At 63.3% G+C, this 13,903-nt stretch carries 5 protein-coding genes; all 5 read right to left on the bottom strand.

Features of this window, described 5'->3' with window-relative positions:
• Positions 1 to 39: 39 nt before the first annotated feature.
• The gene (locus tag AAA069_RS01815) at positions 40 to 2,025 is read right to left on the bottom strand and encodes a hypothetical protein (protein ID WP_347478892.1); all 1,986 of its coding nucleotides are present in this window, start codon (positions 2,023 to 2,025) and stop codon (positions 40 to 42) included.
• A gap of 117 nt (positions 2,026 to 2,142) precedes the next feature.
• Entirely contained in the window at positions 2,143 to 2,505 is a 363-nt protein-coding gene (locus AAA069_RS01820; RefSeq protein WP_055285739.1) for a desulfoferrodoxin family protein, read from the bottom strand.
• A 165-nt stretch (positions 2,506 to 2,670) separates the two neighbouring features.
• Positions 2,671 to 6,135, bottom strand: a complete 3,465-nt coding sequence (locus AAA069_RS01825; protein WP_349127410.1) for a DEAD/DEAH box helicase — start codon at positions 6,133 to 6,135, stop codon at positions 2,671 to 2,673.
• Between the two features lie 161 nt (positions 6,136 to 6,296).
• Positions 6,297 to 10,100: a DNA polymerase III subunit alpha gene (gene dnaE, locus AAA069_RS01830; RefSeq protein ID WP_118377276.1), complete on the bottom strand. Its 3,804-nt coding sequence runs from the start codon at positions 10,098 to 10,100 to the stop codon at positions 6,297 to 6,299.
• A gap of 175 nt (positions 10,101 to 10,275) precedes the next feature.
• Complete coding sequence (locus tag AAA069_RS01835; protein ID WP_349127411.1) at positions 10,276 to 13,902, bottom strand: UvrD-helicase domain-containing protein; 3,627 nt, start codon at positions 13,900 to 13,902, stop codon at positions 10,276 to 10,278.
• Position 13,903: the final 1 nt, after the last annotated feature.

A 13,903-nucleotide genomic window follows, 5' to 3' on the forward strand; every position in this document is an offset into this window, starting at 1 on the left:
GTTGAAGTATCGGGGCTGGGAGCGAATCCTATCCCATAGTTAGTTCTGCGAGAAAAAGGGGAACTGCCTCGGATCCACCGGCGGATGCGGCATCGGACCACCCTGGGGCCCACCCTGCGGACCGCCCTGACCGCCCATCATCTTATCGATGGCGTCCTGAACCTCGCCCTCGAACTTTTTCATACCCTCATGCAAACGACGCTGGCCATCCTCAGAGCGCAGCTCCTCCATCTGCTCGGGCGAAATACCCAGTAGCTCGCCCAGCACGCCCATCATCTCGTTTCGCACGCGCTCGCTCGTATCCTCGTCAGCAAAACGGCGCACCTCGGCGCGCGCCAGCGAATCGACCGTCATACGCTCCTTGCCGTTAAGCCCCAGGTCGGACCACGCGAGCATATACGGCCAGGCACGCTCGGCAAACGAACGGGCCGAGACGATCGGCGCCATCGGCAACATGCGGCGGGCAGCCTCACCCTGTCGAACGAGCATCAGCAGCAGCGAGCAAGCCTCAGGCTTGCCAGCGGCCATCGGGATGTCGTCGAAAGATCGATTGCGGTCCACGTGCGCCTCGAGCGCGCCATCGACCTCACCCGGCTCAAGCCCGCCGAGCAGCTGTGCCGCGCGGTCGAGCATATCGACCGGACCGTCGAGCGTCGAGAGCGCTTGCGCCAGCACGCGCTCCATACAATCTTCCACCGCGTTGAGCGTCACGAGCTCTTGGGGCACCACGGCAGACGTGCGGTTGCGCACACGCGCCACAAACTCAAGCGTCGACAGGTACACATCGCCAAAGGGCGCGTAATCGCCCTGGTAGCCGCCGCAAAGCGCCGGCGCCGCCAGCGCGTACTCGGTTTTGGACAGCGGGCTCAGCGCCATCGCACCCAGCTCGAGCGCCGTGTCCTCCAGCATGAGGCCCAACGTGCGCGAGCGCAGACGCTCGGCATCGCCCGCCGACACGTCGCGATCGAGCACACGCGCCGCATCCGGTGCATCGCGCTCGACGGTGCGAATGTGCAGACGCTCGGCGATGGCGCGGACGGCGGCACAGCGGGCAGCCTCGGCCTCTTCCTGCGCCGGCGTAAAGATACGGTTGCGCCCCAGCACCAGGCCAATCACATTGCGCGGGCCCAGAGCGTCGACGGCCAGCGCCGCCAGCAGGGACGACGGCAAGTCACCCTCGAGTGTCACCACAGCACGCGACGCACCGTGGGCTCGGGCGTTGTCGCGCACGGCGAGCACCAGCGCCTGCCACAGCCACTCCTCGGAACGGAACTCGGGCAGTTCGTGATCCTCCAGGGCATCGAGCATCACGCCGCGCTGAATCTCCTGAACCAGCAGGCTCTCCTCAAAGCACGGCGCCTGGGCCACCACGCGACCGCAGTCGTCGAGCACAAACGAACCGCCGGTATACACCGACTCGTCATAGGCACCGACCGGCGCCATGCAGGCAAACCACACGCTGCGCTTGGATGCGATCTTGCGGTAGGCGCCGCTGCGAACGGCAGCAATGGCGGCAGTCTCGCGGTCGGTCATGTCAAACGCGTTGAATTGGAAATACGCAATGAGGTCAACACCGGTCGGCAACATCTCGAGTTCGCGGTCCAAGTCAAAAATCACGGCGATGCGCACGCCGTCCACGTCGAACACCGGCGGCGCCCAACGTGTGTCGTTGTTCTCGCCACGCTGCAGGGCAATGCTCGAACGCGCCGGCACCACATGACCGTCCTTGAGCATCATGTAGTCGAGCAGCGGCTGGCCCTCAAACGAAACCGCCGCGGGCACGATGCAGATCATGTCAAGCTCCTGGATACGCTCGGCGACACCAGTCAAACCGGCAAGCACGTCGTGCTCAAAGTCGGCAGCGCCCACCAGGCCACCGGGCATGGCGCCCATAAAGAGCGGAGCCGGAACGCACAGCACGCGCGCCCCGCGCTCGTGGGCCAGACGAGCCTGGTCCTCGATGCGGCCGCAAATGCCCTCAATATCACCCAGGCGCATATCGATCTGTGCAAGCGCGAGCTTCATGGCCCAGCCCTTTCCGTCGTAAACCATCGAAATCGTAGTAAAAGCGCCGGCCGCATAATGCAGCCGGCGCTTGCATGTGCATATGCTAGTTATGATACCCCGAGCGGGGGCGCGCTCCTAGAATGTCGCGGACCACAGCCCGTGCAGGTTGCAGTAGGCATAGACGGTACCGGTCTTGGAGCCGCCCGCGAAAAACGTCGCGGGTTTCATGCCGGGCTCAAGGTAATGAACCTCTAAGCGGCCCTCGGCCTCAAGCGCAATCCACTCAATGTAGTGTTCGGGCAGGCTGGGGTGCTCGACCGAGCCAACGCGTGCACGAATCACGTGACCGTCGCGCTCGGTCTCGACAACAGGCACGTGCTTCTCGTGCGCCGCGTCCTCAGTGTTTGCGGTCAGTTCCGTGCAACCGGCAGGGGTCGCAACGTCGTCGCCAAGGGCAGCGATGAGCTTACCGTCGGGGTCCTTAAAGAATTTCGCCATGATGTTCTCCTTTGCTGATGTGCCAATGTTCTTGATGGTTCTTATGCCCAAAGGCAGACAAACCATCCACGGCATTGCAAATGAACACATAACGGACCAGGCAAGCGGTCGGGCCAAAATGCGTCGACCGTCCTGCCCACTCCAGCAGTCCCACCCCGCGCGCGGCTAGCGCCCGTCGCCGCCGAGCAGCGCCAGAACATCCTCGCGCGTGAACAGTGCCGACGAGATGCCGTCGCCGCCGAGCACGCTGTTGACCAGGTCGCGCTTGGACTCCTGCATCTGCATAATGCGCTCCTCGATCGTGTCCTTGGCGATGAGCTTGTACACGGTCACGGTATGTTGCTGGCCAATACGATGCGCGCGGTCAGTCGCTTGGTCCTGCGCCGCCACGTTCCACCACGGGTCGTAGTGGATTACCACGTCGGCCGCCGTCAGGTTAAGGCCCACGCCGCCCGCCTTGAGCGAGATCAAAAAGACCGGCACCTCGCCCGCCTGGAACTGTGCGACCATCTTGGCGCGGCTCTCTTTAGACGATGCGCCCGTGAGCTTAAGGAAGGCGATATCCTCCTTGGCCAGGCGCTTACCGATAATATCGAGCATACCCGTAAACTGGCTGAACAACAGGATGCGATGTCCGCCGTCGAGTGCGCCGTGCACGAGCTCCATGCACGTATCGAGCTTGGCGCTCCCCGCCTTGTAATCCTCGTAGTGCAGACGCGGGTCGCAGCAGATCTGGCGCAGCTTGGTGAGCTCGGCAAGTACCTTGAGCTTGTCCTTCTTAAACTCCCCGGCCTCGCGGTGCTGCACCTGCTGGGCGATGCGGTCCTGGTTGGCCAGGTAGAGCTTGCGCTGCTCGCCGGTGAGCTGCGCCATGACCGTGTCCTCGATCTTTTCGGGCAGATCGGCCACCACGTCCTCCTTGACACGGCGCAGTACAAACGGCGACACGAGTGCCTGCAGACGAGCGGCGCTGTCGCCCTCGGCGTGCTCGACCGGGCTTTCGAAGCGCTTGGCAAACGACTCGCGCGTGCCAAGCAGGCCCGGCATCAAAAAGTCGAAGATGCTCCAGAGCTCGGACAAGCGGTTTTCGATGGGCGTGCCCGTCAAGGCAAAGCGCACGCCGGCAGGCAGGCGCTTGGCGGCACGCGCTACCTGCGTGAGCGGGTTTTTAATGTACTGGGCCTCGTCGAGCACCACGCGGGCAAAATCCTGCTCGACGTACTCGTCGATATCGCGCCGCATAAGGTCATACGACGTCACGACCACGTTATGCTCGGCAACGCCGGCAATCTGCACGCGACGCTGCGCCTTGGCGCCCACGATGGCGCACACATCGAGCGACGGGGCAAAGCGCTCCAGCTCGGCGGTCCAGTTGTACACAAGCGACGCAGGGCACACCACAAGCGTGGGCTTGGCGTCCCCCGCTTCCACGCGCGCCAGGATATGTGCGATCATCTGCAGCGTTTTGCCCAGGCCCATGTCGTCGGCCAAGATGCCGCCAAGGCCCAGGTGTTCGAGCGAGCCGAGCCACTGGTATCCGTCGACCTGATAGCCGCGCAGTGTGGCCTTGAGCGAGACCGGCACCGTAAAGTCCATCTTGCCGAGCGTATCCAAGCGCTCGACGGTGCGGCGGAACGCGGCGTCACGATCGGCCTCGAGCGCGGGCGTGCGCGCGAGCATGCTATCGACGAATAGGGTACTCGACGCGGGAAGCGACACGCCGTCGAGCAGGTCGACGGCATCGACACCCAGGTCCTCGGCGAGGCCAAACGCGGCTCGGGCGCCCTCGTCCAGGCGAATGATGTCGCCGGACGTGAGACGCGCAAACGTCTGGTGACGCTTGTACGAATCGAGATAGACGGCAAGGTCCGCGGCCGAAAGCCCGCTCGCACCCAGCTCGACATCGAGCAGATTGCTCTTGACGGTCGCACGCACCGAAAGCTTGGGCGCAGGGCGGACCGAGATCTGGCGCAGACGGTCGCTGAGCATGACCTCACCCAGCTCGGACAGGGCGGACAGGCCCTCGGTCAGCAAGCAGAACAGGCTCTCGTCGTCGCGCTCCTCAAACGCCAGGCCGCCCTCGTAAAAGTCGAAATACAGGGCCGCCGTGTCCATAACGCGAAACTCTGCTATCTCGTCGCGCGGCGGCACGCCCGGGCGCTGTTCTTCGAAGGGGCTTCCCGGAGCACCCAGGCTAAAGAGATCTGCCGACCAATCACCGTAGGCAACCGTAATCTTGCAGGTCACGAGCCCGTCGTCGACACCGATTGCCATGGCAAAGCTCGGCTCGGGCGCCACGGTGTCGAGCACGGCGGGAGCGGTGAGGTCAGTGTATTCGCGCAGCACGGGCAGTGCCATGCGGCAGAATTCGCCCACCTGTTCGGCGGCGATATGGACCGGCGTGCGACAAGGCAGCAGACGCGACAGAAACGGTGCGGCATGCTGAGCAAACGCTGCATCGGCGCGGCGCGCGCGGTGCGTGTCGACCAGATAGGCCGCGTCGCCTGCGACAAAGCAGTACGTATCGGCCGGCAGGCGCAGGTCGTAGCTGCCACCGGCCGCCGGCGCGATCTTGGCGGCAAGGAGTGGCGGTTGTTTTGCCGAGGCCTCGTCCTCCCCCACCGGCAACAACTCAACCGCCACCTCGTAGGAACGATGCGTCGTCGTTCCCCGCGACCAGGCGGGCTCAAAGGAAATGGTCCGGCCACGCAGCAGGTCCAGCATGTATACGATGTCATGCTCGGACAGCGGCAGCTGGCGCTCGGCGACAAAGCCGCTGCGTGCAAAATCGTACGACGCCGAACGCGAACTTGTGATGTCGCTCAGATACACAACCGTTGCCACAACAAGGTCGAGTAGACGCACCGAAACCTCGTCGAAGGCCTCAGGTGTATGGAGGAATGTGAGCTTTTTGCCGTACGAGAACGTGCCGCCGCGCACGTAGGCGGCGGCCATGCCGTCGATGTCCTTGACCACGTAGGATACCGAGCCGCAGCGGATGCGAAGCTCGAGCGCCCAGCTAAAGCGGTCGGCAAACAGCGGATTGTAGTACGGTACCAGCGAGGGCTCCAACACCGCCTTGGGGGCATCGGGGTCGACAGTGCCGGCGAGCTTGCGGCGCATGCCCGCCAACTCATCCATGCGCGCGTCCGAAAGATCGGAGAGCGCCTTCATGAGGCTCGGGCTCGTGGGGACGGGCGCCGGGAAGGGAAAGTTAGGGTTGACCGCCGGTGCGGCAGACGCAGGACGCGCGGCTTGCTTAGGCGCCGCCGTAAACGTGCGGACCGGCGTGCGCAGGCCCTCGACGGGCTCAATGCCGCTTGCGTCCAGATACGCAAGCGCCGTGGCGATGGCGTGCTTGCACATGCCGGGGTAGCGATAGGCAGCGGGGCAATCGCAGTCGTAGTCGATCACCTCGTGCTCGTCCATGTCGAGCGCCACGTGCGTCTTGTACAGGTCGCCGCGCGAGCCGCGCACTGCACCCTCAACCGTCACGTTTTTGGAGAAGCGCGAGCCGCTGTCCTCGATCGACAGCACGGCGCCGTTGAGCATGAGCGAACGCCCCTTCATAAAGGTGCCGCTCAGCGCCGCCTCTTTCCGGAGCGCCTGCACAAACGTCCCCTGCGCCATCACTTCCTCCAATCCACACAGGGTAGCTAATTTGGGACGGGGCTATTTTAGCTACCCCTCATATGTCGGTTGAGATGTATTCCGACCCTGGCTTATTCGCCGTCAGTCAAAGGGTAGCTAAAATAGCCCCGTCCCAAATTAGCTACCCCGGCAAAATCATTTTAGATAACCGTCACTCTGCCCTGGTTACCCACGATGGCCTTGGCCTCGGCCAGCAGCGGAATCGAGCGTGCGTTGACCTTGGCCGGTACCTCGGCACGCAGTACGCGCCCGTCCACCTGCTCGATAAAGATCTCCACGCGGTCGCCGCCCGGGTTGGCGGTAAGCACCGTGGCAAGACGCGCCATATTGCCCTGGCTAAAGCGGCTGTTGGGCACCATGACCTCAAACACCTTGGGCTTGTTGTTCTCCTCGTTAAGCTCAAGCGGCACGATCTCCTGCGCGATGATCTGGTCGCCGCGGTCCGAACGCTCGAGCTTGCCCTTAATGCGCACAAACGCATCGGACAGCTGCGCACCGGTCTCGGGATCGACCTCGCCGTACAGGTACCCCTCGGCCTCCTTGTAGGTCTTGGGGAACACCACGACCGTGGCCTCGCCTTCCATGTCCTCGAGCTGCACGATGCCCATGGGGTCGCCGTTTTTGGTCACGCGCTTGGACACGCTCGAGACCATGCCGGCCCACCACAGCGCCTTGCCCTCGGGAATCTCCTGGTTGATGGTACCGCCCGTAGGATTCTGAACTTCGTAGCCAGTGTCGATCTGCGAGAACGAGAAGTCGCGTGCCTTGGCTAGTGCATACTCAAACGGGCGCAGCGGGTGGTCCGAGACATAGATGCCCAGAACCTCCTTCTCCTGGCTCAGCTTAAGGTGGCGGTCCCACTCCTGGCCGTCCGGATCGGGCACGCTCACCTCAAAGCCCGAGCCCTCAACGTCGCCAAACATGTCGAAGAACGACGTCTGGCCGCTCGCGCGGTCCTTCTGGCGCTTTACCGCGGCATCGATGATGTTCTCAGGGTTGTTCTTATCCACAAAGTGCATCATCTGGCGACGCGGATACCCCGTGGAGTCGAAGGCGCCTGCCTTGATGAGCGATTCGATCACACGGCGGTTGGCCTGGCTCGAGTCCACGCGCTCGACAAAGTCGTGCAGCGTCTTAAACGGACCGCCCGCCTCGCGCTCGGCGATAATCGCCTGCGCCACGCCGGTGCCCACGCCGCGGATGCCAGCCAAACCAAAGCGCACGCCTTCCTTGGTAGCCGTGAACTCGGTACCGGACTCGTTGACATCTGGCGAAAGCACGGGGATGCCGTCGTGACGGCACGCCGAGACGTAATGCACGATCTTGTCGGTCTTGCCCGTATAGGACGTCAGAACGGCCGCCATGTACTCGTGCGGATAATGCGCCTTGAGCCACGCCGTCTGCATAACCAGGATGGCGTAGCCGGCGGAGTGCGACTTGTTAAAGGCGTAGGACGCGAACTCGAGAACATCGTCCCAAATCTTCTGGGCGACCTCGCGCGTGTAGTTGTTCTTGATGGCGCCGTTCATCCAGTGGTCGTAGGTGGTCTCGTCCGAGCCATCCTCCCAGTGGAGCACCGTTGACGTGAGCAGTTTGATCTTCTTTTTAGCCACGGGCTTACGGATACGCGAGTCCGATTCGCCCTTGGAGAAGCCGCACATCTCGACGGAGATGAGCATAACCTGCTCCTGGTAGACCATGGTGCCGTAGGTTTCGCCCAGGATGTCGTCCAGGCGGTCGTCGTAGGAGACCGCCGGCTCCTTACCATTCATACGGTTGATGTAGGACGAGACCATGCCGGCGCCCAACGGGCCCGGGCGGTACAGGGCGATCAATGCTACGACGTGTTTGTACTCGGTGGGCTTCATGTTCTTGATCGTGGCCGTCATGCCGGCGGACTCGACCTGGAAGACGCCGGCGGTGTGGCCGGAGCCCATGAGCTTAAAGATCTCGGGATCGTCAAAGGGGATCTCTTCCTCTTTGATGTCGATGCCGAAGTTCTTTTTGATGTTGGCCTTGGCCTTGGAGATAACCGTCAGCGTGCGCAGGCCCAGGAAGTCCATCTTGAGCAGGCCCATGTCGGCAACGGTATGGCCCTCGTACTGGGTAATCTCGACGCCGCCCTTGGTATCGAGCTTGGTGGGCACGTGCTCGTTGACGGGGTCACGGCAGATCAAAACGGCGCACGCGTGCACGCCCTCGCCACGAGTGAGGCCCTCGATCGAGAGCGCCGTGTCGATGATGCGGCGAGCGTCGTCGTCCTTTTTATAGGCCTCGGCAAAATCGGGGTTAAACAGATCCTCTTTGCCGGGTTGCTTTTCGAGCACCTGCTTGAGCTTGACCTTGGGGTCGCTCGAGACCATCTTGGACAGGCGCTGGCCCATGTAGACCGGATAGTCCAGCACGCGCGCGGCGTCGTTGATGGCCTGCTTGGCCTTAATGGTCGAGTAGGTGATGACGTGGGTGACCTTCTCGGGGCCGTAGAGCTGGCGAACGTGCTCCACGACCTCGAGGCGCCGCTCATCGTCGAAGTCCATATCGATATCGGGCATCTCGGTACGCTGCGGGGACAGGAACCTCTCGAACATCAGGCCGTTCTCGAGCGGGTCGAACGCGGTGATGTTCATGGCGTAGGCGACGATAGCGCCGGCGGCCGAGCCACGGCCGGGGCCGACGCCGATGCCGTTGTCCTTGGCCCATTGCACGTACTCGGCAACGATCAAAAAGTAGGCGGCAAAGCCCTTGTCGCAGATGACCTTGTATTCGTACTCAAAGCGTTCTTTGATGTTGACGCCACCGATCTCGCGTGTGGCCCAGTCGTCACCATAGTGCTGGCGCAGACCTTTCTCGCACTCGCGGCGGAACTGGCTCTCATGCGTCTCGCCGGGATCGAGCAACGGGAAGCGCGGCAGGATGATGGAGTCCCAGTCCAGCTCAACGTAGCACTTGTCGGCGATCTCGAGCGTGTTGTCGCAGGCCTCGGGGCAATACGGGAACATCGCCCGCATCTCCTCCTCGGTCTTCATGTAAAACTCCGAGCCGGTCATGCGCATGCGGTTGGGGTCGTCGACCTTGGCGTTCATGCCAATACACATGATGACGTCCTGCACGGGCGCATCCTCGCGGCGCAGGTAGTGGAAGTCGTTGGTGGCGATGACCTTGACGCCCACCTGTTTGGCGATGTCGATGAGCGTGCGGTCCATCTGCTCGTCAGTCAGGCCGTTGTCGGTGGTGATGCCGTGTTCCTGGATCTCGATGTAGAAGTCGCCGGGCTCGAAGGTATCACGGAAGGTCTCGGCCCACTTGATGGCGCCTTCCATGTCGCCGCGGTCGATGTATTTGGGGATGATGCCCGCGATACAGGCGCTCGTGCAGATCATGCCCTTGGCATGGCGGCGCAGGTTGTCGAGCGTCACGCGCGGCTTGTAGTAAAAGCCCTGCACGGCGGCCTCGGAGACCGTCTGCATCAGGTTGACGTAGCCTTCCTGGTCTTTGGCCAGGAGGATCATATGGTAGAGCTCGGGCTTGTGGTCGCGGGCAAGGGTCTCGTCCGGCGTAAAGTAGACCTCGCAGCCAAAGATGGGCTTGATGACCAGGGGCGGCTTGAGCTCGTCGATGTTGCCCTTCTCGTCCCACATGGCCATGTCTTTGACGTACTGGGCATGCTCACGCGGGTTTGCCTCGGGGTCGGGCTCCACCAGCTCGTCGCGGCGGTCCTTTTCCAAGAAGGCCTTGTCGTGGCTCCAGGTTTTGTACTCGGGCGTGTTGTGGTTGACGGCGTCGCAGGCCAGCGCCAGATCGGGCACGCCATACATGTAGCCGTGGTCGGTAATGGCCACGGCGGGCATGCCCAGCTCAACGGCACGATTGACCATATCCTGGATACGGGTTGCGCCGTCGAGCATGGAGAAAACGGTGTGATTGTGCAGATGGACGAATGCCATGTGATGAGCTCCGATGCGGGTTCGTGTTCTGACTGAACGATTTTACCCCACGGCACGGACAGCACCCGAACCTAGCCAAACCCACACGGCTCCTCTTGCAGTTGCGGTGAAATGCGGACTGTTTGGCGGCTTTTTTGGCCAAAACAGTCCGTATTCCACCGCAAGTTATTGAGGGTTAGAGGTTGTAGGTGACTACTTGGGGCTCGGCGGGTTCGACGAAGATGGCTGGATTCGCCTGCTCCACGCGGACGAACTTAACGGTCACGGCCTCAAAGCCCGCCTTGTGCAACACATCGGCGTAGACGCGCGCCTGCAGGGCGTGCTTCTCCTGCAGCTGGTCCGGCGTCTCGTCCGGCGTGCCACCCGTCTTGTAATCGATGACCAGGGCGCGCGACGGATCGGCCGGGTTCGTCGCCAAAACGTCGATGGCGCCTTCGGCATATGCACCGTAGCGGGCGATGTCCTCGTCCTCGCAGCCCAGCGAGAAGAACGGCACTTCGGCACGAACGCACGGCCACGCGAACAGCTCGGCACGAACCGACGACTTGAGCCAGCGCTCCAGAGCGACATCGAAGCGCTCGCGCTGTTCTGGCGTCAGGTGCCACAGGCGAGCCAAGGCGTCGGCACGCTCAGCGGGCAGCGCATCGGCACCCATCTCGATGAGCCACTGGCAGGCGGCGTGGAAGGCCGAGCCCAGCGCCATGGGATTGCCGGCGGGCTCGACAGCGGCCACGTCTGCATCCGTCATCTCCGAGCCATCCGACTCTGCATCATCGCCGGACTCATCCATGGGAACACGAGCCTCGGCGGCACGGTCTTCCGTCTCGGCATGGAGTGCCGCGGCGATTGACGAGTAGCTATACGAGTCACGCATCGGATACGGACAGATGCCCATGCGTACGCCCACTGCCTGGGGATACACAAGCTCAAACGAATCGGGCTTGGGGTCAGCAGGACCGGGCACAGTTGAGTGCGCAGCATTATCGGCGGCATCGGCATCGCCACGAACGAGCCTGCCCTCGGCATCCAGCGAAGCGTTAGCCTCAAACGCCTGCTCGCCAAACGTAAAGTCTGCTAGCGACATGAGCTCGTAGTCGCCCGGTTGGGAGTTGTCGAACACCAGGCGGTCGGCATCGAGCTGCGGCATGTCCAGAGCGTCGGTCGGCAAAATACGGCGCAGCACGTCGTAGGTCAGATCGGTCTCGACGTCGAAGGTCGGCGCACACAGCTTGCCACGGCTCACGCCGGCATCCATCGCCAGAATGACCAGCTCACGCGCTCGCGTCATGGCAACATAGAGCAAGCGGGCCCGCTCCTCGAGCGAAAGCTGCAGGTCGTCGTTACGCAGGCGGGCAAATGCCTCGGCGGGAGAGCCCGTCGCGCAGACGTCCTCCATGAGCTCTGGCGGCAACCACAGCGACGCACCTTTGCCCTTAAACGCATGATCAAACTGCTTTTTGACGTCATCGCCTTTCACAAAGGTCCCATCGGCAAGCTTAACGCCATCAAAACGAGCTGGCAGTGCCACGACCTGCGCTCCGCCCTCGACACGCCCCATCTGTGCCGCACCCGAGGACTTACGCACGCCAAAGCACTCGGCGACCGCCACGACCGGATATTCCAGACCCTTGGAGGCGTGCACCGTCATGATGCGTACCGCGCCGTCGCCCTCCTCGTTGAGGGCACCCGGAGCTTCCTTGCCCGCCAAGAAGCGGTCGAAGGCGAGCGCGATGGAGCGCGGAGAATTTCCGAGCTCGGCCTCTGCCTCGGCCACGGCGTCGAGCGCCTTGAGCACGTTGGCGGCGATGGCCTTGCCCTCGGGGCCGCGCTGCGCCAGGCGCACGAACCAGCCGGAGGCATTGACCGCGTCGCGCGCGATGGCGGCGAACGAATCGCGCCCCACGCGACGAAGCGCATACCGCAGCACCTCGCGGGCGCGCGTCACAAGCGGCAAGTCTTGCAAACCCGGCACGTCGAAATCGCTCATGATGCCCATGTCGATATTCCGGCGCGAGGTCTCCCCTGTCTCGCTATCGAGTTTGGTCGCCAGCGCCAGGAACTCCTGGGCGCCGAGTGCAAACATCGGCGAGGCCAGCAGTGGCATAAGACCCTGCGCCGTATCGGCCGGATTGGCGAGTGCACAAACCAGGGCGCGCACCGTCTGCACCTCGGCAGCTTGGGCAAAGACCGAGCCGCCCGCGATGACGCAGTCGAGCCCCTGGTCGCGGAAGGCCTGCGCATAGACATCGGCGTTGGTCATGCGGCCCAGCAGCAGGACCATGCTGCCCTGGGGCTGTTTTTTATCGGCAAGCGCGCGGAAACGCTCGGCAATCGCACGAGCTTTCGTCTGCGTTCGCTCCTGCGTACTGCCGCCGGCAACAAAGAGCGCCTGACGACGCGAGGCGTGCGCCACCAGCGTGTCCTTGCGGCCGTCGCTCGCCTCAAGATCCAAAAAGCCCTGCATCAGGCCGCCGTCATCGCCGTCGAAGACGCGTGCCACGTAACGCAGCACCTCGTCGTGGCTGCGGAAGTTGCGCACGAGCTTGACGAGCTCGCCGGCGGGGACATCCGGCGTGGCGACCGTCTCGGGCGCCGCCGTCGATCCCACTTTGCGCTCCTGGCGGCGGAAGACCTCGACCTCGGCGCCGCGGAAGCGATAGATCGACTGCTGTGCATCGCCCACGGTGCACAGCGCGCGCTCCCCCGCACCCGTCAGGTAACGGATCAGATCGACCTGCATCTGGTCGGTATCCTGGAACTCATCGATCATGACCATCTTAAAGCGGCCCTCGTACGCAGCACGGATGGCAGGGTAATCGCGCAACGCCTCGTAAGCCATACGCAGCAGGTCGTTATTATCGAGGGCGGACTGGGCAGCCTTCAGCGCGCGATACTCAGCCTCTACAGAGCGGGCCAGGCCCACCAGCGCATCGAGCGCCGGGCCACCGCAGGCAAGCACGATATTGATAAACGCATCGGCGGCCTCGGCCTTGAGCAGCTCGACCTGCTCCTTAGGGAATGCCTTGCTCGCGCGCGGCATGGTGCATGACATCATGAGTCGCGCCGCATCGACCATGGTCTTGCCGCTCGCCTCGAACGCGTCGATGGCATCGAGCGCCGTCTGCGCCTTCTCGGTCGCGGCCTTGCTTGCGCCCAGCGCCGCGCGATAGGCATCGGCGAGTGCCGAGGTATCGGCCTGGCCGCGCGCCATGCGCACGTCGTCCATACCGCCCGGCAACTGGCTCGACAGCTCCAGCAGGTCGCGCACCAGACCCCTGATGGTCGTACCGCCGCCAAAGGAACCGCCCTCGCCCGCCATGGGATACCAGGCATAGAGGGCCTTGAGCGATGCCGCGAGCTCGGGGGCGGCATCGGGTGCCGTCGCGCGACCCAGCACATGCTCAACAGCCTGATCCATGAGCTCGTCGGTATCGGTGAGCACCGTGAACTCGGGGTCGATGCCCAACTCCAGCGCGTGCGCGCGCAGGATACGCGAGCACATGCCGTGAATGGTCGAAATCCACGCGTCGTCGACGGCCAGCGCTTCCTCGTCCATGCCCTCGTCGATAAGCGCACGGCGCACGCGGTCGCGAATCTCGGCCGCGGCATCTTTGGTAAAGGTAATGGCGAGCACCTGGTCCAGATGCTCAACGAACGGACCGGATTCGGGCGAGAGCGCGTAGACGATGCGGCGCGTGAGGGTAAAGGTCTTGCCCGAACCGGCGCCCGCCGAGACAAACAGCGGACGGTCGAGCGTTTTGACAATCTGCAGCTGTTGCGGCATCAAAGTCGAAAGATCCATG

This window comes from Collinsella sp. CLA-SR-H006, from assembly GCF_040097075.1.
Taxonomy (GTDB): Bacteria; Actinomycetota; Coriobacteriia; order Coriobacteriales; family Coriobacteriaceae; genus Collinsella.

What these genes read in the sequence shown, in the direction of transcription:
- dnaE (WP_118377276.1), bottom strand. Translation starts at nt 10,100, where the DNA reads ATGGCATTCGTCCATCTGCACAATCACACCGTTTTCTCCATGCTCGAC.
- AAA069_RS01835 (WP_349127411.1), bottom strand. Translation starts at nt 13,902, where the DNA reads ATGGATCTTTCGACTTTGATGCCGCAACAGCTGCAGATTGTCAAAACG.
- AAA069_RS01820 (WP_055285739.1), bottom strand. Translation starts at nt 2,505, where the DNA reads ATGGCGAAATTCTTTAAGGACCCCGACGGTAAGCTCATCGCTGCCCTT.
- AAA069_RS01825 (WP_349127410.1), bottom strand. Translation starts at nt 6,135, where the DNA reads ATGGCGCAGGGGACGTTTGTGCAGGCGCTCCGGAAAGAGGCGGCGCTG.
- AAA069_RS01815 (WP_347478892.1), bottom strand. Translation starts at nt 2,025, where the DNA reads ATGAAGCTCGCGCTTGCACAGATCGATATGCGCCTGGGTGATATTGAG.